18 protein-coding genes are annotated in these 22,475 nt (G+C 62.9%); 8 read left to right on the forward strand and 10 right to left on the reverse strand.

Annotated features, from left to right (window positions below; translation table 11 throughout):
• Positions 1-19: 19 nt before the first annotated feature.
• The 9 genes from ssuB to DNK10_RS04760 form a co-directional block, all read right to left on the reverse strand.
• The gene (gene ssuB, locus DNK10_RS04720) at positions 20-820 is read right to left on the reverse strand and encodes an aliphatic sulfonates ABC transporter ATP-binding protein (RefSeq protein ID WP_131190727.1); all 801 of its coding nucleotides are present in this window, start codon (positions 818-820) and stop codon (positions 20-22) included.
• A complete protein-coding gene (gene ssuC, locus DNK10_RS04725) occupies positions 817-1,611 on the reverse strand; it encodes an aliphatic sulfonate ABC transporter permease SsuC (RefSeq protein ID WP_131178113.1) in 795 nt (264 codons plus the stop codon). Before ssuC ends, ssuB begins: the two co-directional genes overlap by 4 nt.
• Positions 1,612-1,662: 51 nt before the next feature.
• On the reverse strand, positions 1,663-2,811 hold the full coding sequence (ssuD, locus tag DNK10_RS04730; RefSeq protein ID WP_131190728.1) for an FMNH2-dependent alkanesulfonate monooxygenase: 1,149 nt from the start codon (positions 2,809-2,811) through the stop codon (positions 1,663-1,665).
• A 58-nt stretch (positions 2,812-2,869) separates the two neighbouring features.
• On the reverse strand, positions 2,870-3,859 hold the full coding sequence (locus tag DNK10_RS04735; protein WP_131190729.1) for a sulfonate ABC transporter substrate-binding protein: 990 nt from the start codon (positions 3,857-3,859) through the stop codon (positions 2,870-2,872).
• 108 nt (positions 3,860-3,967) lie between these two features.
• A complete protein-coding gene (gene ssuE, locus DNK10_RS04740) occupies positions 3,968-4,555 on the reverse strand; it encodes an NADPH-dependent FMN reductase (RefSeq protein WP_131178116.1) in 588 nt (195 codons plus the stop codon).
• Positions 4,556-4,564: 9 nt separating this feature from the next.
• Positions 4,565-5,203: a peroxiredoxin gene (locus tag DNK10_RS04745; protein ID WP_131178117.1), complete on the reverse strand. Its 639-nt coding sequence runs from the start codon at positions 5,201-5,203 to the stop codon at positions 4,565-4,567.
• 163 nt (positions 5,204-5,366) lie between these two features.
• Entirely contained in the window at positions 5,367-5,918 is a 552-nt protein-coding gene (locus DNK10_RS04750) for a sugar O-acetyltransferase (protein ID WP_131178118.1), read from the reverse strand.
• Positions 5,919-6,239: 321 nt separating this feature from the next.
• Positions 6,240-7,559: an OprD family porin gene (locus tag DNK10_RS04755; RefSeq protein ID WP_131190730.1), complete on the reverse strand. Its 1,320-nt coding sequence runs from the start codon at positions 7,557-7,559 to the stop codon at positions 6,240-6,242.
• 481 nt (positions 7,560-8,040) lie between these two features.
• Positions 8,041-10,398, reverse strand: coding sequence for a DNA polymerase II (locus tag DNK10_RS04760; protein ID WP_131190731.1), 2,358 nt, complete (start codon positions 10,396-10,398; stop codon positions 8,041-8,043).
• Positions 10,399-10,796: 398 nt separating this feature from the next.
• Here DNK10_RS04760 and DNK10_RS04765 point away from each other — a divergent pair, with 398 nt between their 5' ends.
• The 7 genes from DNK10_RS04765 (at position 10,797) to DNK10_RS04795 (ending at position 20,174) form a co-directional block, all read left to right on the forward strand.
• Positions 10,797-11,432: a class I SAM-dependent methyltransferase gene (locus DNK10_RS04765; protein ID WP_131190732.1), complete on the forward strand. Its 636-nt coding sequence runs from the start codon at positions 10,797-10,799 to the stop codon at positions 11,430-11,432.
• A 163-nt stretch (positions 11,433-11,595) separates the two neighbouring features.
• Positions 11,596-12,186 carry a transcriptional regulator BetI gene (gene betI / locus DNK10_RS04770; RefSeq protein WP_131178122.1) on the forward strand — a complete coding sequence of 197 codons (591 nt, stop codon included), beginning with the start codon at positions 11,596-11,598 and terminating at the stop codon, positions 12,184-12,186.
• A 467-nt stretch (positions 12,187-12,653) separates the two neighbouring features.
• Positions 12,654-14,126 carry a betaine-aldehyde dehydrogenase gene (betB, locus tag DNK10_RS04775; RefSeq protein ID WP_131190733.1) on the forward strand — a complete coding sequence of 491 codons (1,473 nt, stop codon included), beginning with the start codon at positions 12,654-12,656 and terminating at the stop codon, positions 14,124-14,126.
• 102 nt (positions 14,127-14,228) lie between these two features.
• A complete protein-coding gene (gene betA / locus DNK10_RS04780; RefSeq protein WP_131190734.1) occupies positions 14,229-15,932 on the forward strand; it encodes a choline dehydrogenase in 1,704 nt (567 codons plus the stop codon).
• A gap of 112 nt (positions 15,933-16,044) precedes the next feature.
• Complete coding sequence (gene mdtD, locus DNK10_RS04785; RefSeq protein ID WP_131190735.1) at positions 16,045-17,457, forward strand: multidrug transporter subunit MdtD; 1,413 nt, start codon at positions 16,045-16,047, stop codon at positions 17,455-17,457.
• Between the two features lie 65 nt (positions 17,458-17,522).
• Positions 17,523-18,902, forward strand: coding sequence for an ATP-dependent RNA helicase DbpA (gene dbpA / locus DNK10_RS04790; RefSeq protein WP_131178126.1), 1,380 nt, complete (start codon positions 17,523-17,525; stop codon positions 18,900-18,902).
• A 36-nt stretch (positions 18,903-18,938) separates the two neighbouring features.
• Positions 18,939-20,174: a diguanylate cyclase domain-containing protein gene (locus DNK10_RS04795; protein WP_131190736.1), complete on the forward strand. Its 1,236-nt coding sequence runs from the start codon at positions 18,939-18,941 to the stop codon at positions 20,172-20,174.
• A gap of 11 nt (positions 20,175-20,185) precedes the next feature.
• Here DNK10_RS04795 and DNK10_RS04800 read toward each other — a convergent pair whose 3' ends face one another.
• Positions 20,186-20,917 carry a substrate-binding periplasmic protein gene (locus tag DNK10_RS04800; protein WP_131190737.1) on the reverse strand — a complete coding sequence of 244 codons (732 nt, stop codon included), beginning with the start codon at positions 20,915-20,917 and terminating at the stop codon, positions 20,186-20,188.
• Positions 20,918-21,287: 370 nt separating this feature from the next.
• Here DNK10_RS04800 and DNK10_RS04805 point away from each other — a divergent pair, with 370 nt between their 5' ends.
• A complete protein-coding gene (locus DNK10_RS04805) occupies positions 21,288-22,472 on the forward strand; it encodes a BaiN/RdsA family NAD(P)/FAD-dependent oxidoreductase (protein ID WP_131190738.1) in 1,185 nt (394 codons plus the stop codon).
• Positions 22,473-22,475: the final 3 nt, after the last annotated feature.

Consider the following 22,475-nt stretch of genomic DNA (forward strand, 5'->3'; position numbering starts at 1 on the left):
TTGAAGCTTGTCGCTGCTTTTAAAGCGCCCAGCGCAGTTGCGTCGGGAGCGGCGAAACGGGATCGGGCTGCGGTGGCAGCTCGGGCAGTTGCAGAACGCGGTTGAGCACCTCGGCCTCCAACGAGGCGAGGCGTGCCGAACCCTTGTTGCGTGGGCGCGGCAGGTTCACTTCCAGATCCAGGCCGACCTGACCGTCTTCGATCAGAATTACCCGGTCAGCGGTCGCGACGGCTTCGCTGACGTCGTGGGTGACCAGCAGCACGGTAAAACCGTGCTTCTGCCACAGGCCTTCGATCAACTGCTGCATTTCGATACGGGTCAGGGCATCCAGTGCACCCAGCGGCTCGTCGAGCAGCAACAGGCGTGGTTCATGAATCAGCGCACGGGCCAAGGCCACGCGTTGTTTCTGGCCACCGGACAGCGCCGCCGGCCATTCGTTGGCGCGCTCGCCCAGGCCGACAGCTTCCAGCACCTGCTGAGCCTTGGGGCGCCAGTCACCGGTGAGGCCGAGGCCGACGTTGTCGATCACGCGTTTCCACGGCAGCAGACGCGCTTCCTGAAACATCAGACGGGTGTCGTCGCGGGTCGCGGCCAGGGTGCCGTTGCCGGCCAGCAGCTCGCCGCCAGTGGGCTGATCGAGGCCGGCGAGCAGACGCAGCAGGGTGCTCTTGCCGCAACCACTGCGCCCAACCACGGCAACGAACTGACCGGAAGGAATGCGCAGGTCGATGTCCTTGAGTACCTGGCGTTCGCCAAAGGATTTCTGAATGCCGCGGATAGTCAGCGGCGTGCCCCGTTTGAGGCTATGCAAAGCGGTCATTTCGCACCTGCCTTGGCCTGATAGGCCGGATGCCAACGCAACCAGGCACGTTCAAGTCCACGGGCGGCAACGTCGGCCAGCTTGCCGAGCACCGCGTATAGCAGAATCGCCAGCACCACCACGTCGGTCTGCAGGAATTCACGGGCGTTCATCGCCAGGTAACCGATGCCGCTGCTGGCGGAAATGGTTTCGGCGACGATCAGGGTCAGCCACATCAGGCCGAGGGCGAAACGCACACCGACCAGAATCGATGGCAGCGCACCCGGGAGGATCACCTGCCGGAACAGCGCGAATCCGGACAGACCATAGCTGCGCGACATCTCCACCAGCGCCGGGTCGACGTTGCGGATGCCGTGGTAAGTATTCAGGTAGATGGGGAACAGCGTGCCGAGGGCGACCAGGAAAATCTTCGCGCTCTCATCGATACCGAACCACAGGATCACCAGCGGAATCAGTGCCAGGTGCGGCACGTTGCGGATCATCTGCACCGAGCTGTCGATCAGGCGCTCACCCCATTTCGACAAGCCCGTGATGAACCCCAGCGCCAGGCCGATGCCGCCGCCAATGGCGAAGCCAACGCCAGCGCGCCAACCGCTGATCGCCAGGTGCGTCCAGATTTCGCCACTGGACAGCAGTTGCCAGCCGGCCTCGAATACCGCGCTGGGCGCCGGCAGAATACGCGTGGACAGCAGCCCCAGGGCTACCGAACCCTGCCAGGCGACCAGCAGCGCCACGGGCAGAGCCCATGGCGCCAGGCGCAGGGCCAGGTTATGGAAAGACGTGTTGCTCATTGCATACCTCAATCATCACGGGATGGCCGGGCGTCCAGGCCCGGCAGCGTTTCAACTGGCCGAAGCCGCCTTGGGCAGGATGTCGTTGGCGACCATTTCACCGAACGGGCTGACATAGTTCGCACCTTCCGGCAGCGCCGGGCGGTTCACATCCAGGTGCGGGAACAGCAGCTCGGCGACCCGATAAGATTCTTCGAGGTGCGGATAACCGGAGAAGATGAAAGTATCGATGCCCAGCGCGGCGTATTCCTTGACCCGCTCGGCGACCGTAGGGCCATCGCCGACCAGCGCGGTACCGGCACCACCGCGCACCAGGCCGACGCCTGCCCACAGGTTGGGTGACACTTCCAGATTGTCCTTGCTGCCGCCGTGCAGGGCAGCCATGCGCTGCTGGCCGACCGAGTCGAAGCGCGCCAGGGAGGCCTGGGCACGGGCGATGGTGTCGTCGTCGACATGAGCGATCAGCTTGTCGGCGGCTTGCCAGGCTTCCTCGTTGGTTTCCCGGACGATCACGTGCAGACGAATGCCGAAGCGCACTTCACGGCCCTGGGCCGCGGCTTTCTTGCGCACTGCGGCTATCTTCTCGGCCACCGCAGCCGGTGGCTCGCCCCAGGTCAGGTACAGCTCGACCTGCTCGGCGGCGAGATCCTGCGCCGCTTCCGAGGAACCGCCGAAATACAGTGGCGGACGCGGTTGCTGGATCGGCGGGTAAAGCAGCTTGGCGCCCTTCACCTGGATGTGTTTGCCGTCGTAATCGACCACCTCGCCTTCCAGCACACGGCGCCAGATGCGGGTGAACTCGACGGACGCTTCGTAACGCTCGGCGTGGGACAGGTTCAGACCGTCACCCGCCAGTTCGTCCGGGTCACCGCCGGTAACCAGATTGAACAGCGCACGGCCGCCAGACAGACGATCCAGAGTCGCGGCCTGGCGCGCAGCCACGGTCGGAGAAATGATGCCCGGACGCAGGGCAACGAGGAACTTCAGACGCTGGGTCACCGGGATCAGCGAGGCGGCGACCAGCCAGGAATCCTCGCAGGAACGACCGGTGGGAATCAGTACGCCGCCGAAACCGAGGCGGTCGGCAGCCTGGGCGATTTGCTGCAGGTAACCGTGGTCAACGGCGCGGGCCCCTTGCGAGGTACCGAGATAATGGCCGTCGCCGTGGGTCGGCAGAAACCAGAAAATGTTCAGACTCATGGAGTGGTCTCCTTGGGATTGGGTCGCTGCGTGGCCGCCGGCCACGCAGCTGGATGTCTTACTGCTGGGTTTTCTGAGCAGCCGCGAGCGATGCTGGCGGTCCATCTGGCCGAGTCCAGATCACGTCCTTGATGCTCAATTTCTTGGGAATCAGTTTCAGCTCGGTGAAGGTGTCGGCGATCTTCTGCTGCGCCGCCACCACTTCCGGAGTAAGCGTCGCAGCGCCGTAGCCCTGGCGCTTCACTGCGATCGAGGTGATGTCCTTGGGCAGACCAAGCAGTGGTGCCACCAGATCGGTGACCGCATCCGGGTCGGCCTTGGAGTCTTCACCCACGGCACGCACTTCCTCGATCAGCACGTTGAGTACCGCTGGGTTCTTCTCGGCGTAGGGCTTGGTCGCCAGGTAAAACTGATGGTTGTCGACCAGGCCTTCGCCATCGCGCAGGGTGCGCGCCTGCAACTGCTGCTCGGCGGCCGCCTGGAAGGGATCCCAGATGACCCAGGCGTCGACGCTGCCACGCTCGAACGCCGCGCGGGCATCGGCGGGCGGCAGGTAAACGGGCTGAATGTCGCTGTATTTCAGGCCGGCATCTTCCAGGGCACGTACCAGCAGGTAGTGCACGTTGGAGCCTTTATTCAGGGCAACCTTCTTGCCTTTGAGCTCGGCCACCGACTTGAGCGGCGAATCCTTGGGAACCAGAATCGCTTCGCTGTGCGGTGCTGGTGGCTCGTAGGCCACGTAGAGCAGATCGGCACCGGCCGCCTGGGCGAATACCGGCGGCGTTTCACCGGTTACGCCGAAGTCCACCGAGCCGACGTTCAGACCTTCGAGCAGTTGCGGACCACCCGGAAACTCCGTCCATTTGACGTCCACGCCCTTTTCGGCAAGACGCTTCTCCAGCGTGCCCTTGGCCTTGAGAAGCACCAGGGTGCCGTATTTCTGATAGCCGATACGCAGTGTCTCGGCTTGAGCGTGAGTAATGGCGCCGAAGGAAATGGCCGCGGCAAACAAGGCGACCAGACTCCGACGCAAAGTGATAGTGCGCATGGCGCTCTCCTCTGCATTGAGTATTTGGCCACCTGCCGCCTCGTTGTCGGGCTAGTAAGGTGGGTAAGGATGGAAAACCACCCATGGGAATGTGTGTGAATCGTTGCCTCAGGCGCTCCAGCGCCCGCTGATCAGGCGTTCGTTCAACAAGCCCGGCTCGATCGGTTGTGGCCGGCGGTTGAGCGCCTGAATCAGGTGTTGCAAGGCGTCATCCAGACGCTGTTCCAGTACCGGTAGCAGATCGGCCCCGGTGTCGGTGTAGGCGATCTGGCTGTCATCGGCGAAAACGCCGTGCAGCACTTCCTGAGCCTTGAGCGCGGACAGCACCGGCTTCAGGGCGTAATCCACGGCCAGCATGTGTGCGCTGCTGCCGCCAGTGGCGATTGGCAGCACCACCTTGTGGTGCAGAGCACGCTCGGGCAGCACATCGAGCAGGGTTTTCAAGGCCCCGGAAAACGAGGCTTTGTACACCGGCGTCGCCACGATCAGCCCATCAGCGGCGGCCACATGGGCCTGCAGCCCCTGAATCCGCGGGCTGTCGAAGCGGGCGAAGAGCAGATCCTCAGCCTCGAAGTCGCGCACCTGATAGGTCACCACCTCGACGCCATGGGATTGCAGCCACTGCCGCGCCCTATCGAGCAGCACGTTCGAGCGCGACTTCCGGCTCGGACTGCCGCCCAGTAAAACCACCAACATGGGACGTCCTTACTTGTTCGGTTGCGGGGTGAGGCGCAGGTACGGCTTCACCGCCCGGTAACCTTTTGGGAAACGCTGCTTGATCTCGTCTTCGTCTTTCAGCGAGGGCACGATCACCACGTCGTCGCCGTCCTGCCAGTTGGCTGGAGTGGCCACCTTGTGGCTGTCGGTGAGTTGCAGCGAGTCGACTACACGCAAAATTTCGTTGAAGTTTCGGCCCGTGCTCGCCGGGTAGGTGATGGTCAGGCGAACCTTCTTGTTCGGGTCGATGACGAACAGCGAACGCACGGTCAGGGTATCGTTGGCGTTCGGGTGGATGAGGTCGTAGAGCTCGGAAACCTTGCGATCGGCATCGGCCAGGATCGGGAAGTTGACCGCCGTGTTCTGGGTCTCGTTGATGTCGTCGATCCACTTCACGTGGGAATCCACCGGGTCGACGGACAAAGCGATGGCCTTGAGATTGCGCTTGGCGAATTCGTCTTTCAGCTTGGCGGTGAAGCCCAGCTCGGTGGTGCACACCGGAGTGAAGTCAGCCGGATGAGAAAACAGGATGCCCCACTGGCTGCCCAGCCACTCGTGGAAGCGGATACGGCCTTCGCTGGAGTCCTGTTCGAAGTCAGGGGCGATGTCGCCAAGGCGGATGCTCATGCTGTGTGCTCCTTCAGTGAGTCGTTGCGTGGCGCTCACTATGCTCAGGAACACAAAATATTAAAAAGAATAAATAATGATTTATTTATAACCAAAAAAAAACAATCACACCGACAGGCCCATTGCGCATGGTCAACAGCGGGCCTGCCCAGCCTGATGGCTGTCAGCCGAGCACGCGCGCCGGATTACCCACTACCGTCGCTCCTGCAGGAATGTCGCGGGTAACCACACTGCCAGCGCCGATCAATGCGTTGTCACCGACAGTCACGCCCGGCAGGATCAGCGCACCCGCCCCAATCCACACGTTGCGGCCGATTTTTACCGGTCGGCCGAATTCCAGACCGGATTCGCGTTCGGCGGGGTCGCGCGGGTGATCGGCGGTGAGGATCTGCACACCCGGGCCGATCTGGGTCTTGTCGCCAATACTCACGGCCACCACGTCGAGAATCACGCAGTTGAAGTTGATGAACACCTCGTCACCCAGGCTGATATTGAAGCCGTAGTCGCAGTGAAACGGCGAACGCACCACCACGCCTCGGCCAATCGTAGCCAGGCGTTCGGCCAACACCTGGGTGCGCTCGGCAGGTGACAGGCCGAGGTTGCCGTTGTAGCGCGCCAGCCAGGCAATGGTTGCAGCGCTCTCGGCCTGCAGTTCGGGATCGCTGGCCAGATAGAGTTCACCGATCAGCATTTTGTGTTTTTCACTGAGTGCCATGGCTCGTTGCCCCTTCGCGAATGTTCAGTAAAGAACGTTCGGGCAACCATGGGTTCCGGCGATCAGACCACATGGTCTTTGCAAATCAATTCGCAGGTACGGCACCAGGTAGCAGATCTCTGGTGTGCGACGGCCGCTGGGGGTGCCAAAACGCAGGCAAAAAAAACCGGGCAAATGCCCGGCAAGATTCCACCACGAGGAATGGAGTCGCGCGATCGAAGCGGCTAGCCGCCGTCGCGCTGAGCACCTACCCAAACGTGGCGCAGGCAGGCTCGAATAAAAAGGGCGAGGGAAGCAACGCTTCGCCCCGCCCGAAAAACCTTACAGCAGTGGCAGGCTGTAGCTGACGATCAGACGGTTCTCGTCGGCGTCGGCAGTGCTGGTGTTGCCACGCAGCGATGCATTCCGCCAGGAGAGCCCCAGGCCTTTGAGCGAACCTTGCTGCACGGTGTAATCCAGACGGAAGTCACGCTCCCACTCTTTGCGATCGCCACCAACTGCGTCGATATTGTCGCCCTTGAGGTAAGTGACGATTGCCTTCAGTCCCGGCACACCAACAGTACCGAAATCATAACCGTACTCGGCCAGCCAGGTGCGCTCACCGGCACTGAGGAACTTGCCGATCTGACGGTCAGTGATCAGGTAGGCGGTGGAACCGTCACCCTGATTGAGGAACGGGAAGGCGCTGTCGCCAGAAACCTGCTGATAACCGGCACTCAGCGCATGGCCGCCGAGGCTGTAGGTGAACAGGGCGCTCCAGGTCTGGTTGTCGACTTCACCTGCCTTGGAGTCGCCAGCAGCCCAGTAACCACTGCTGTAATAGCCTTCGGCGCGGCCAGCAGCGCTGCCATTCTTGCCATCGGAACCGCTGTTGAAATAACGCAGGTCGGTCTTCAGGCTACCAGCCGGCAGCGCCAGGTTGTGTACCAGGCCCAGGAAGTGCTGTTTGTAGAAGTCTTCCAGGTTACCGTAGTAGTACTGCGCGGTCAGATCCTTGGTGATTTTGTAGTCGCCACCGGCGAAATAGAACTTGTTGGTATCGGCAGCCGCACCGGCACCAGCGATCTTCAGGCCAATGTCATCGGTAGAAGAACGGGTTTTGGTGTGTTCCAGCTGACCAGCAGTCAGGGTCAGGCCGTCGATCTCGTTGGAGATGACCTGGCCACCGTCGAACAGTTGCGGCAGCAGACGACCGTCGTTGAAGGTCACGACTGGCAGCTTCGGCTGCAGGGTGCCCAGGCGCAGCTCGGTCTTGGAGAGGCGGAACTTGGCGGTGGCGCCAGCCTTGCTGTAGTCGTTCACGGCGCTGCCATCGCTTTCCTGGGGAAACAGCGCGCCCGGGGCACGGCTACGAGGAGTACTGCTGTTGCCGCCGGAATCCAGGCGCAGGCCGTACAGGCCAATGACGTCAACGCCCACACCCACGGTACCCTCGGTGAAACCGGACTGGTAATTGAAGATGAAGCCCTGGCCCCACTCATTTTGCTCACTGTTGCTGTTTGCGGTGTTTTTCTGATTCAGGTCGTAATAGAAATTGCGCAGGTCGAGTTTGGCCGTGCTGTCTTCGATAAAGCCTGCGGCGCCGGCCTGTTGAGCCAGAGTGGCGATAGTGACGGCCAGGGCCAGGGTGGATTTTTTCATGTGTGATGCTCCAGGGGCATGAATCGTGAGCTGGCTCGGGCCAGACTCGATAGGCGCTAGTTATTGGCAGGTGCAAGGCTAAGCCAAGGCAGATAAAACAAAAAAGAATCAATAATTACTAACAAATTACTTTTTTGAATATGCAACTCAATCTGACAGCATTTCTGTCTGCAGCGCGTTCCGTTCGACGCATGGCTCTAACGCGGGTCACGTAGCGAAGGAAGAACGTCAGAGCAAAGATACAGGTCTCAGAAACTGTTCACGATCTGCTGCGTATCGCCTGCGGGCGTATCATGTTCGATCGCAAGAAGGCGTAAGCGGACGGTCGTAGGATGGGTGAAACCCATCGGAAATTGATGGGTTTCACCCATCCTACGGGCTGGTGGATGAAAAGAGCGTCATCCACCCTACGTCCACTTGCGCCTTGTAGCGTCCTGTCAGGCGCCCCTTGATTCTGACTCGCGAAATCGTGAGCCGGCTCTCAGAACAGCTCTAGCTGCCCACCGATCAGCGCGGTGAAATCGTCATCCACGAACGGCAGGATGGCATCGGCCACCGGCTGCAATTGCTTGGTCAGGTAGTGGCCGTAATCGATCGGCGCGCGGCGCAGCTCCAGCGGCTCGGGCCCGGCCACGCTCATCACGTAACTGATCCAGCCTCCGCTCTGATATTGCCGCGGCCGCCCCTGCTCATCGTTATGGGCATCGGCCATACGTGCAGCCCGGACGTGGGGTGGTACGTTGCGCTGGTAATCACCGAGGCGTCGGCGCAGACGCTTGCGGTACACCAGGCGCTCGTCGAACTCGCCATTCAGAGTGCTCTGCACATAGTCGCGCACGTAATCCTGATAGGGCTGGCGCTTGAAGATGCGCAGATACAGCTCCTGCTGGAACTGCCGGGCCAGCGGCGACCAGTCACTACGCACCGTTTCCAATCCCTTGAAAACCATCTCTTCGCGGCCATCGGCATGCTGGATCAGCCCGGCGTAGCGCTTCTTGCTGCCCTCTTCCATACCGCGGATGGTCGGCATCAGAAAGCGGCTGAAGTGGGTTTCGAACTGCAGTTCAAGGGCACTCTGCAAGCCGAACTCGGCCTGCAGGTGCTCGCGCCACCAGGCGTTGACCCGCTGCACCAGCCCCCGGCCGATCTGCTCGGCGTCGCTTTCGGAATGAGCGCTGCGCAGCCACACGAAAGTGGAATCGGTATCGCCATAAATCACCGCATGCCCCTCTGCCTCGATCAACTCGCGAGTACGGCGCATCACTTCATGGCCGCGCAGGGTGATGGAAGACGCCAGGCGCGTATCGAAGAAGCGGCAACCACTGGAACCCAGCACACCATAGAAGGCGTTCATGATGATCTTCAGTGCCTGGGACAGGGGTGCGTTGCCTTCCCGTTTCGCGGCTTCCCGGCCCTCCCACACACGTTCGACGATGGCCGGCAGGCAATGCCGGGTGCGCGAAAAGCGCGCGCCGCGAAAGCCCGGTACCGAATGGGTATCCTCGGGTTGGCGCAGACCTTCGACCAGTCCCACCGGGTCGATCAGAAAGGTGCGGATCAGCGACGGATAGAGGCTTTTGTAATCCAGTACCAGCACCGATTCGTACAGCCCTGGCCGCGAATCCATGACGAAACCGCCTGGGCTGGCTTCAGGCGGGCGCTCGCCCTGGTTGGGCGCAACGAACCCCTGGCGATGCATCAGTGGCATGTACAGGTGGCTGAAAGCGGCCACCGAACCACCGCTGCGATCCACCGGCAGGCCGGTGACCGTGGCCCGTTCGAGGAGGAAGGTGAGCAGCTCGGTCTTGGCGAAGATGCGCGTTACCAGCTCGCAGTCCTTGAGGTTGTAGCGGGCCAGGGCCGGCTTGTCCTCGGCGAACATGCGATTGATCTCGTCCATGCGCTGGTAGGGATTGTCGATCGCCTTGCCCTCGCCAAGCAGTTGCTGAGCGACGCTTTCCAGGCTGAAGGACTGAAAACTCCAGGTAGCCGAGCGTAGCGCCTCGATGCCATCGATGATCAGACGGCCCGGCGCACTGGCGAAGAAATGCTGCTTGGAGCCGTGCTCGCGCCAGCCCAGGGCTTCGCCGCCACGGCCGAGGCGCAGCGGCACCTGCAGGCGCTGGGCGTGCTCCTGCAGTACGCGCAGGTCGAACTGCACCAGGTTCCAGCCGATGATGGCGTCCGGATCAAAGCGTTCCAGCCAGCCATTCAAGGCTTCCAGCAACGCGGCACGGCTATCCAGATAAGCGAGGTCGAAGTCGACCTCGGTGTCGCGGTTCGGCGGCCCGAGCATGTACACCTGACGCTGGCCACAACCTTCCAGGGCGATGGAATACAGCTCGCCGCGCGCTGTGGTTTCGATATCCAGGGAGACCAGCTTGAGCTGCGGGCGATAGTCCGGCGCCGGCTTCAACTGCGCATCGATCAGCACACCCTCGTCCGTCGGCGTACCGCCGAACAGCACAGGGGCGGTGATGAAACGCTCCATCAGGTAACGCTCGGGCGGGCGGATATCGGCCTCGTAGACATCCACACCGCCCTGGCGCAAGGTCTGCTCGAGCTGGATCAAGGGGCGTTGTTGGCGGCAATACAGACCGAGCACCGGCCGCTGACGGAAATCACGCAGCTGCAGCGGGCGCAGTTCGACATCCGGCGTCTTGCCCAGCAAGACCTCGGCACGTGCGCGGTGCTCGACGGGAATGAAGGCCACCGACCTTTGCGGCGGCAGGCGGATCAGGCGCGGGCCGTCGTCGGTCGACAGCCAGAATTCCACCTGGGTACCGGCCGGCGTGTCGCGCCAATGCCGGGTCAGGACGAAGCCCCGCTGTAGATCCACCCTGTCACCTCAAATCCTGTTCAGGGTGCGATGTTATCGCGCATCGTCACGCCCCGTCCGCGCAAAGCTGGCGCAATGCGGTTAAATGGTCACCCACGTTCTGCGTTAGGGTCTGTTGACGCTTCACGCACGGCCGCGCCGGAGCCCGTTTTGCCGCGAGGCAAGGCACGAGCCGCGAAGTTTAGTGGGCTAAATGAGCCGGCGAGAAACGCAGCATCGCGGCAAAACGGGCCCGGCCCTTCGGGTGGGGCCGCCTAGGTTGCGCGGGAAATCTCGCCATGCGTCGTTGGAGGACTTGGCAAGGGAACTACCATTCCCTGCGTCCTCCGCCTAACCTGGCGATATTTCTCGCGGCAACGCGGCTCGCGTTGAAACGTCAACAGACCCTAAGGCCCGTCATGTCCCTCGACCACGATCAGCTGCAACAGATCACCACCCGCACCCTGGCTCATTACCAGGCCAGTGCCGAAGGCTTTCGCGAGGGCATCCGCGCCCATGACGTCAGCCAGAACATCGAAGCGCTGCTGCGTCACACCCGCGGCACGGCACCCCTGAGCATTCTCGATTTCGGCTGTGGCCCAGGCCGCGACCTGCGCACGTTCGCGGCGCTCGGCCATCGCCCAGTCGGGCTGGACGGCTGCCCGCAATTCGTCGCCATGGCCCATGCCGACAGCGGCTGCGAGGTCTGGCAGCAGGACTTTCTCGCCCTGAACCTACCGCCAGAACACTTCGACGGCATCTTCGCCAACGCCGTACTCTTCCATATTCCTAGCCAGGAGCTGCCGCGAGTGCTGAAGGAGCTGCGTGCCAGCCTGAAACCTGGCGGCGTGCTGTTCAGCTCCAACCCGAGGGGCGACAATCGGGAAGGCTGGAGCGGAGAACGCTACGGTGCCTGGCATGACCTGGAAAGCTGGCGCCTCCTGCTGGTTGCCGCCGGTTTCGACGAGCTGGAACATTACTATCGCCCGGCTGGCCTGCCACGCGAGCAACAGCCCTGGCTGGCCAGCGTGTGGCGCCGTCGAGATACTCCATGATGCAGGCCCACGGTCGTATCGATGAAAGCGGCCGGTGGCGCGATTGATTGGGGCAGAAGCCCAGCGGATAGCCGGCGATCACCAGCGACAGCCTCCGTTAACACACTCCGGCAGCGAGAATGCCTCTGTTAGACTGCGGCGACAGTCCCCACCGGAGAACACGATGCCCAAGGTCGGAATGCAGCCGATCCGCCGCTCGCAACTGATTGCGGCGACCCTCGAAGCCGTCGACCAGGTTGGCATGAGCGATGCCAGCATCGCCTACATCGCGCGCCTCGCCGGCGTGTCGAACGGCATCATCAGCCATTACTTCCAGGACAAGAACGGCCTGCTCGAAGCGACCATGCGCCACCTCATGCAGGCGCTGAGCGAAGCCGTGCACGCGCGCTACCGCTTGCTGCGCGAAGACACCCCGCAGGCTCGCTTGCGGGCGATCATCGACGGCAACTTCGACGAGACCCAGGTCAGCGGGCCCGCGATGAAAACCTGGCTGGCGTTCTGGGCCAGCAGCATGCACCAGCCCTCCCTGCGGCGCCTGCAGCGGGTCAACGACCAGCGCCTGTATTCCAATCTATGCGGCCAGTTCCGCCGCGTGCTGCCGCAACCCCAGGCCCGCGCCGCCGCCCGCGGCATGGCTGCCCTTATCGATGGCCTGTGGCTGCGCGGCGCGCTGTCCGGGGAGAATTTCGATACCCGCCAGGCGGCGCAGATCGCCTACGACTACCTCGACCTGCAACTGGCCAAGGCCGGCTGATTTACTCGCTGCATCCTCGCGCAATGATCGGCATCGATCACCTGCAAGCCCCCTCTTATTAAGTAGGATGGGGCGGGCCGCGCAGGTGCAACCCGTCGATTTCTGATGGGTTGCACCCATCCTACGACCGTCCGCTAAGCCAGCGGAAGCGGACGCTCACCCCGTAGGGTGGATCGGGGCGCGTAGCTGACGCTCTTTTCATCCACCATTGCGATTGCAGCCCGCAAGGCTAGGCACCCCCGCAGCTCCTACACGGCAGCATCCCTCCAAACTCAGTTCAAAGCTGATCCACATGTCGTATTCGGCTCGATGCTCGTCGCGCCTGGAATCTTTATTGATTGATCGATCAATAAAAATAAAGTAGGCTGTTTTTTAACCAAATCGGCTGACATGTCTTTTCATCTCGATCACGCCGATCCATCCGCCAGGGCGCGTGCAGCGTCCTGGCCCGATCAGGAGCACGCCCCATGGCCCGATTCGAAGACCAGAAGCTCTATATAGGTGGCCGCTATGTCGACTCCAGCAGCAGCGCGACTTTCCAGAGCATCAATCCGGCCAATGGCGAGGTGCTGGCCAACGTTCAGCGCGCCAGCCAGGAAGATGTCGAGCGTGCCGTTGTCAGCGCCGAGCAGGGCCAGAAAGTCTGGGCCGCGATGACCGCCATGCAGCGCTCGCGCATCCTGCGTCGCGCCGTGGACATCTTGCGTGAGCGCAACGATGAGCTGGCCGAGCTGGAAACCCTGGACACCGGCAAACCGCTGAGCGAAACCCGCTTCGTCGACATCGTCACCGGTGCCGACGTGCTCGAGTATTACGCCGGCCTGATCCCAGCCATCGAGGGCGAGCAGATCCCGCTGCGCGACACCAGCTTCGTCTATACACGTCGCGAGCCACTGGGCGTGGTCGCCGGTATTGGCGCCTGGAACTATCCGATTCAGATCGCCCTGTGGAAATCCGCTCCGGCCCTGGCTGCCGGCAACGCGATGATCTTCAAGCCCAGCGAAGTCACCTCGCTGACCACCCTCAAGCTGGCCGAAATCTACAGCGAAGCCGGCCTGCCGGATGGCGTGTTCAACGTGCTCACCGGCAGCGGCAGCGAAGTCGGTCAGTGGCTCACCGAGCATCCGCGGATCGAGAAGATTTCCTTTACCGGCGGCACCGTCACCGGCAAGAAGGTCATGGCCAGCGCCTCCAGTTCGTCGCTCAAGGAAGTGACCATGGAACTGGGCGGCAAGTCGCCGTTGATCATCTTCGAAGATGCCGACCTGGAACGCGCCGCCGACATCGCGATGATGGCCAACTTCTACAGCTCCGGCCAGGTGTGCACCAACGGCACCCGGGTCTTCGTGCCTCGTGCCCTGCAGGCGCGCTTCGAAAGCAAGGTGCTCGAGCGGGTCAAACGCATTCGTCTGGGCAGCCCGCAGGACGAGCAGACCAACTTCGGCCCGCTGGTCAGTTTCGCCCATATGGAAAGCGTCCTCGGCTACATCGAGAAGGGTCGCCAGCAAGGCGCGCGCCTGCTGGTCGGCGGCGAACGCGTGACGGATGGCGACTACGCCAACGGCGCCTACGTGGCACCGACCGTGTTCACCGACTGTCGTGACGACATGACCATCGTGCGCGAGGAGATCTTCGGCCCGGTGATGAGCATCCTCGTCTACGACAGCGAGGAAGAAGTCATCCGCCGCGCCAACGACACCGATTACGGCCTGGCCGCCGGCATCGTCACCCGCGACCTGACCCGTGCGCACCGGGTTATCCACAAGCTGGAAGCGGGCATCTGCTGGATCAACACCTGGGGCGAATCCCCCGCCGAGATGCCAGTGGGCGGCTACAAACAATCCGGTGTCGGCCGCGAGAACGGCCTGACCACCCTGGCTCACTATACCCGCATCAAATCCGTGCAGGTCGAGCTGGGCGATTACGCCTCGGTGTTCTGACGAAAACAGCTACAAGCCACAAGCTGCAAGTAGAAGAGAAAGCGCCTTCGGCTTTTTCTTGCCGCTTGAAGCTTGCCGCTTTCACCCAGAGGGTGCTGCTTTATGGAATACGATTACATCATCATTGGCGCCGGCTCGGCCGGTAACGTGCTGGCAACCCGTCTGACCGAGGACGCCGACGTCAGCGTACTGCTGCTGGAAGCCGGCGGCCCCGACTATCGCCTCGACTTCCGTACCCAGATGCCCGCCGCCCTGGCTTTCCCACTGCAGGGCCGGCGCTACAACTGGGCCTACGAGACCGACCCCGAACCGTACATGAACAACCGTCGCATGGAATGCGGGCGTGGCAAGGGCCTGGGCGGCTCATCGCTGATCAACGGCATGTGCTACATCCGCGGCAACGCCATGGATTTCGACAACTGGGCCAAGCAGCCCGGCCTCGAGGACTGGAGCTACCTGGACTGCCTGCCGTATTTCCGCAAGGCGGAAACCCGCGATATCGGCCCCAATGACTACCACGGCGGAGACGGCCCGGTCAGCGTGACCACACCCAAGGCCGGTAACAACCCGTTGTTCCACGCCATGGTCGAGGCAGGCGTGCAGGCCGGTTATCCACGTACCGACGACCTCAACGGCTATCAGCAGGAAGGCTTCGGCCCGATGGATCGCACGGTGACCCCGGAAGGTCGCCGCGCCAGCACGGCGCGTGGTTATCTGGATCAGGCACGCGAGCGCCCGAATCTGACCATCGTCACCCACGCCACCACCGACCGCATTCTGTTCGACGGCAAGCGCGCCAGCGGCGTCAGCTACCTGGTCGGCAACGCCAACGAGGCCACTACCGCCAGCGCGCGCCGTGAAGTGCTGCTGTGCGCTGGCGCCATCGCTTCGCCGCAGATCCTGCAGCGCTCCGGCGTCGGCCCGGGCGAGCTGCTGCGCGACCTGGACATCGAAGTACTGAACGATCTGCCCGGTGTCGGCGCCAACCTGCAGGATCACCTGGAAATGTATCTGCAGTACGCCTGCACCCAGCCCGTGTCGCTGTACCCGGCTCTGAAGCTGCTCAACCAGCCAGGCATCGGCGCCAAATGGCTGCTCAAAGGCGACGGCATCGGCGCCAGCAACCAGTTCGAGGCGGGCGGTTTCATCCGCTCCCGTGCGGGGTTCGAGTGGCCGAACCTGCAGTTCCACTTCCTGCCGGTGGCGATCAACTACAACGGCAGCAACGCGGTGAACGAACACGGCTTCCAGGCCCACGTCGGCTCCATGCGTTCGCCGAGCCGCGGGCGCGTGCAGCTGAAGTCCAAGGATCCGCGCCAGCACCCGAGTATCCTGTTCAACTACATGTCCCATGAACAGGACTGGCAGGAATTTCGCGACGGTATCCGCCTGACCCGCGAGATCATGAACCAGCCGGCCCTGGATCCGTACCGCGGCCGCGAACTGAGCCCCGGTGCTCATGTGCAGACTGACGACGAGCTGGACACCTTCATCCGCGAACATGCGGAAACCGCCTTCCACCCCTCCTGCTCGTGCAAGATGGGCGAAGACGACATGGCGGTAGTCGATGGCCAAGGCCGTGTGCACGGCCTGCAGGGCCTGCGCGTGGTGGACGCATCGATCATGCCGGAAATCATCACCGGCAACCTCAATGCCACCACCATCATGATCGCCGAGAAGATCGCCGACCGCATTCGCGGCCACGAGGCCCTGCCACGCAGCACCGCGCCGTACTACAAGGCCGCTGGCGCGCCAGTACGCGGCACGCCGCAACGTATGGCCGAAGCGATGCGCTCTGCATCCTGAGGCCATCGCCGCTTCGAGCTCCCCGGGGACTCGAAGCGGCCGCTGCAATCGCTGAGACATTCCCGCCCATCATCGGTCAAACTGCGCTACCACTTGCCGACCGCCGATCACCATGACCCTGCTCGACGCCCGCACTGCCCGCCTGCTGCCCTGGATCGTCGCCATCGCATTCTTCATGCAGACGCTGGATGGCACCATTCTCAACACCGCCCTGCCGAGCATGGCCGCGGATCTTTCCGAAGACCCGCTGCGCATGCAATCGGTGGTCATCGCCTACATGCTCACCGTGGCACTGTTGATTCCCGCCTCCGGCTGGCTGGCCGACCGCTTCGGCACGCGGCATATCTTCTTTGGCGCCATCCTGCTGTTCAGCCTCGGCTCGCTGCTGTGCGCCGTCTCGCAGTCGCTGAACATGCTGGTGATCGCACGCATCATCCAGGGCCTCGGCGGTGCGCTGATGATGCCGGTGGGTCGCCTGGTGGTGCTGCGCGCCTATCCGCGTAGCGAGCTGGTGCGGATCATGAGCTTCATCACCCTGCCCGGTCTGCTCGGCCCACTGATCGGCCCGACGCTGGGCGGCTGGCTGGTGGAGTACACCAGCTGGCACTGGATCTTTCTGCTCAACCTGCCGGTCGGCGCCCTCGGCTGCTGGGCCGCGTTTCGCTTCATGCCGGACTTGCGCGGCCCCGAGCGCACCCGTTTCGATCTGGTCGGTTTCCTGCTGTTCGGCGCCGCCATGCTGCTGATCACCCTGTCGCTGGAAGGCCTCGGCGAACTGCATCTGCCCCATGTGCGGGTGATGCTCCTGTTGCTCGGCGGCCTGGCCTGCCTCGCGGCCTACTGGCTGCGCGCCGGGCGTACAGCCAACGCCCTGTTCCCGCCCAGCCTGTTCCATACCCGCAGCTTCGCCGTGGGGATTCTCGGCAACATCTTTGCCCGCCTGGGCAGCGGTGCCCTGCCGTTTCTCACGCCACTGTTACTGCAACTGGGTATGGGCTACTCGCCAGCCCAGGCCGGCATGAGCATGATTCCCCTGGCCCTGGCCGCCATGGCGATGAAGCCCCTGGCCAAGCCGCTGATCGACCGCCTCGGTTACCGACGTATCCTCACCAGCAATACCGTGCTGCTCGGCCTGCTGATCGCCAGCATGGCCCTGGTCGACGGGCAGACCTCCCACGTGCAATTGGTCATTCAACTGGGCCTGATCGGCGCCGTCAATTCACTGCAGTTCACCGCCATGAACACCGTGACCCTGATCGACCTGCGCGATAGCGAAGCGAGCAGCGGCAACGGCCTGCTGTCGGTGGTGGTACAACTGTCGATGAGCCTCGGCATCGCCGCTGCAGCCGCGCTGCTCGGTGGCTTCAGCCTGGACAGGGGCGCGACGGATGGCGTGCTGGGTGCCTTCCAGGCCACTTACCTGTGCGTGGGTCTACTGTCGATACTGGCCGCGGGGATCTTCCTGCAGTTGTCCCCGGATGACGGCCGCAGCGCCCGGCGGGTCAAGGTCGACATCGACGAGTAGCGATAGGAACGGAAGCTGGCACGGCGCCTGTTACACTAGGCGCCTTTAGACCTAGGCCTTGTACCGTGACCGCCACCGCTTTTTCCTCGCTTGCCCTGTCGCCCGCCATGCTGGCGAACCTCGAGTCCCTCGGTTACGCGCAGATGACGCCGATCCAGGCGCAAAGCCTGCCGGTCATGCTCAAGGGCATGGATCTGATTGCCCAGGCCAAGACCGGCAGCGGCAAGACCGCCGCCTTCGGCATCGGCCTGCTGGCGCCGCTCAACCCGCGTTACTTCGGCTGCCAGGCGCTGGTGCTGTGCCCGACCCGTGAGCTGGCCGATCAGGTCGCCAAGGAACTGCGCCGCCTGGCGCGGGGTGAAGACAACATCAAGATTCTCACCCTCTGCGGTGGCGTGCCCTTCGGCCCGCAGATCGGCTCCCTGGAGCACGGCGCACAGATCATCGTTGGCACGCCGGGTCGGGTACAGCAGCATCTGGCCAAGGGCACGCTGAAGCTGGACGGCCTCAATACCCTGGTGCTCGACGAAGCCGACCGCATGCTCGACATGGGCTTCTACGACAGCATCGCCGAGATCATCGGGCAGACCCCGGAGCGCCGCCAGACCTTGCTGTTCTCGGCGACCTACCCGGCCGGCATCAAGCAGTTGTCCGCGACTTTCATGCGCAACCCGCAGCAGGTCAAGGCCGAGGCGTTGCACGACGACAGCCAGATCGAGCAGCGCTTCTACGAAATCTCGCCGGAGCAGCGCATGCAGGCCGTGGTCGATGTACTGGCCAGCTTCCGACCGCAGTCCAGCGTAGCCTTCTGCTTCACCAAGCAGCAGTGCCAGGAAGTGGTCGATCATCTGACCGCGGCGGGCATCTCGGCCTCGGCACTGCACGGTGACCTGGAGCAGCGTGACCGCGATCAGGTGCTGGCGATGTTCGCCAACCGCAGCCTGTCGGTTCTGGTGGCCACCGACGTCGCAGCCCGCGGTCTGGATATCGATGCCCTGGACATGGTGATCAACGTCGAGCTGGCGCGTGATGCCGAGATCCACATTCACCGCGTCGGCCGCACCGGCCGCGCCGGTGAGAAGGGCATCGCCGTCAGCCTGGTGGCGCCACCCGAGGCGCACCGTGCCCAGGCCATCGAAGCCCTGCAGAAGAGCCCGCTGACCTGGCACCCGCTGAACAGTCTCAAAGCCCGTGCCGGTGAGCCGCTGCAACCGCCGATGATCACCCTGTGCATCGGCGCAGGGCGCAAGGACAAACTGCGCCCTGGCGACATCCTCGGCGCTCTCACTGGCGAGGCGGGTATCCCCGGCAGCCAGGTCGGCAAGATCGCCATCTTCGACTTCCAGGCCTATGTCGCAGTCGAGCGCAACGTCGCCAAACAGGCGCTCAAGCACCTTAGCGAAGGCAAGATCAAAGGCCGCTCGTTACGCGTGCGCACGTTATAGACTCAAGGCAACCGCAGATCGGCCACAGGGGGTTCCGTGCGCAATATTCTGGTCATCGAAGACAGCCCGCTGGTACTGAAAATCCTCGAACACCTGTTCCGCCAGGAAACGGATCTGCAACCGGTGTTCTGTGCTTCTCTGGCTGAAGCCGAGGTGATGCTGGAAACCTCGGCGGAGCTGTTCTTCGCCGCCATCGTCGACCTGCATCTGCCGGACGCGCCGGATGGCGAAAGCGTCGATCTGGTGATGCGCTACGCACTGCCGTGCATCGTGCTCAGCGGCTCGTACAACGAAAAGCGCCGCGACGACCTGCTGCTCAAGGGCGTGGTCGATTATGTACTCAAGGAAAGCCAGCACTCCTACGAGTACGCCTTCCGCCTGTTGCACCGACTGGAGAGCAACAGCCAGGTGAAGATTCTGGTTGCCGAGGACTCCGAGGCCACGCGCCACTTCATTCGTCATGTGCTGGCGCCGCATCGCTACCAGATCATCGATGCCTGCGACGGCGACGAAGCCCTGCGCATCCTCAAGGAACAACCGGATATCGACCTGCTGGTGGTCGACCACAGCATGCCCGGCATCAGCGGCTTCGAACTGGTCAAGCTGCTGCGCCAGAAGATGAAACGCAACGAACTGATCATCCTCGGCCTGTCCGCCGACGCCAAGGGCTCGCTCAGCGCCATGTTCATCAAGCACGGCGCCGACGACTTCCTGCGCAAGCCGTTCTGCCCTGAAGAACTGAACTGCCGGGTGATCTCGACCCTGGAGCGCCGCGACCTGATGCGCGCACTGAAGCAGGCCGCGCAATTCGACGCGCTGACCGGATTGAATAACCGCCGAGCCTTCTACGAGCAGGGCATTCAACAGTTCCAGCAGGCCCAGCGCGGTGGCCGCAACCTGAGCGTGGCGATGCTCGACATGGACTTCTTCAAGCAGATCAACGACGAGCACGGCCACGCCAGTGGCGACGCCGCCCTGATCGCGTTCTCACGGGCGCTGAGTGCGGCCTTCCCCGATGCCCTGCTCGGCCGCCTGGGCGGCGAGGAGTTCGCCATGGTCAGCCAGCAGGACGCCGAGCAGTTGAGCCAGGCACTCGATCGCCTGCGTGAGCAGTGCGGGCAACTCAAGTACGCCATCGGCGCACCGCCGCTGTCATTCAGCGCAGGTGTCTACCATGGCGCACCGGATGACCTGGAAAGCCTTCTGCACCTGGCCGACCAGCGACTCTATCAGGCCAAGCGTCAGGGTCGCGCACGTACGCTCTGGCAGTAGCAGCCACGTTCCTACAGGCCGTGACGCTCCATGATCGCGGCATAGCTGCCATCGGCGCGCATGGCTGCGATCGCGGCGTCGAAGCGCTTGGCGATCTCGGCATGCTTGCCATGACTGAGGCGGATGAGAATGTGCAGGCCGTTCTCGCTCAAGGGCGTTGGCAGCAATTCCAGTTGATCGGCCATGCCCTTGAGCTGGTGGTTGAACTGAAACCGCACGACGTATTCATCTTCCAGCGCCAGGCTCACCCGGCCACGCTGCACCATGTGCGCGGCGCTCTCGAAACTGCTGACAGCGACCTTGCGCAAATTGTTGTCGGCACCGAATTCCTGGGAATAGGCGTAACCACGTAGCACGGCGATCCGATAGGGATACAGGTCGGAGAGCTGTGTGAAGGCAATGACATCGCCCTTGCGCTGCACGAGACGGATTCGATTGATCAGGTATGGCTCGGAAAAGTAGCCGAACCCGGAACGCTCGTCGCTGTACCAGGCATTCACCAGCACATCGTAGTCAGCCCGCTGCAACCCCAGGATGGCACGCGCCCAGGGCACCTCACGGTAATCGCTGGTGTAGCCGGCGCGGCCCAGGGCGGTCGTCACCAGTTCTACCGCAACGCCATTGCCAGGTAACCGCTGATCGGTGAACGGCGGCCAGGTATCGGCGACCAGATGCAGGTGCTCAGCGGCCGCGGCCCAGGGCAGCAGGAACAGCGACAGGAACCACGCTCGCCAGCTTTTCAATGGTCTTGGGCTCCGAAAACCAAGGGTGAACGCACTGCGTGCGCCACCCGACGGCGCGGCTGAGATGGTGGCAGGCAAATAATGGCAAATGGCTACCCTTCACTCATTGAGCATAATCGCTAGACCAGCCAAGGCAATGTGCAATTCGTAAAAAAGTCCGCCATCAAAGCATGGCGGCGGCGACTGAAACCCGGCCAACATTCGCCGCTCGCCTGTAAATGCCCACAACAGCGCCCCGAGCCCGAGCCGGCGGATCAGGCGCTATCACAGCGTCAGCTGCCGACAGCTGAATCACGCCTTCAGGTAAACTGCGCCGTTTCGCGTCAGCCCGCAGCGATGCCTGGCGCCTAGCGTATGCGAGGACATTGCCGTGCTTTCACCCCAGGTTGTCATCATCGGTGCCGGCGCGGCCGGGCTGATGTGCGCCATGAGCGCCGCCGCGCGTGGCCGCAGCGTGCTGCTGCTCGACCACGCCAACAAAGCCGGCAAGAAGATCCTCATGTCCGGCGGCGGGCGCTGCAACTTCACCAATATGTACTGCGAGCCGAGTAACTTCCTCTCGCACAACCCGCACTTCTGCAAATCAGCCCTGGCGCGCTTCACCCAGTGGGATTTCATCGCCCTGGTCACCAAGCACGGCGTGCCCTACCACGAGAAGAAACTCGGCCAGTTGTTCTGCGACCACAAGTCCAGCGACATCCTCGGCATGTTGCTGGACGAATGCGAGCAGGCCGGCGTCGACCTGCGCCTCGACACGTCGGTGAGTACCATCGAGCGCGGCGAAAATGGCTACCGGTTGAGCACCAGCCTCGGCCCGGTGAGCTGTGAATCCCTGGTGGTCGCCACCGGTGGGCTGTCGATTCCGACCTTGGGCGCCACTGGCTTCGCTTATCAGATCGCCCGTCAGTTCGGCCACACTCTGTTGCCGACCCGCGCGGGCCTGGTGCCATTCACGCTGACCGATCCGCAGCTGAAAATGTTGTGCAGCGAGCTGTCCGGCACCTCGGTAGAGGATTGCCGGGTCAGTTGCAATGGCCAGAGTTTCGTCGAGAACATCCTGTTCACCCACCGTGGCCTCAGCGGCCCGGCGATCCTGCAGATTTCCTCTTACTGGCAACCTGGCGACAGCGTCAGCATCGATTTGCTGCCACATATCGACCTGCCGCAATGGTTGCAGGAACAGCAAGGCGAGCGCCCCAACAGCGAGCTGAAGACCCTGTTGGGCGAGCTGTTCACCAAGAAGATGGCCGGCCTGCTGGCCGAACACTGGTTCGCCTCCAAACCGATGAAGCAGTACACCCCGGCCGAGCTCAAGGCCATAGCCGAGCGTCTGGCAGACTGGCAGCTGGTACCCGCCGGCACCGAAGGCTATCGCACCGCGGAAGTCACCCTCGGCGGCATCGACACCAAAGAGGTGTCGTCCAAGACCATGGAGTCGCTGAAATCGCCGGGACTGTATTTCGTCGGCGAGGCGCTCGATGTCACCGGCCATCTGGGCGGCTTCAACTTCCAGTGGGCCTGGGCTTCGGGGTATGCGGCGGCGCAGTATGTGTAGTCG

The organism is Phytopseudomonas daroniae (assembly GCF_004327275.1).
Classification (GTDB): Bacteria; Pseudomonadota; Gammaproteobacteria; order Pseudomonadales; family Pseudomonadaceae; genus Aquipseudomonas; species Aquipseudomonas daroniae.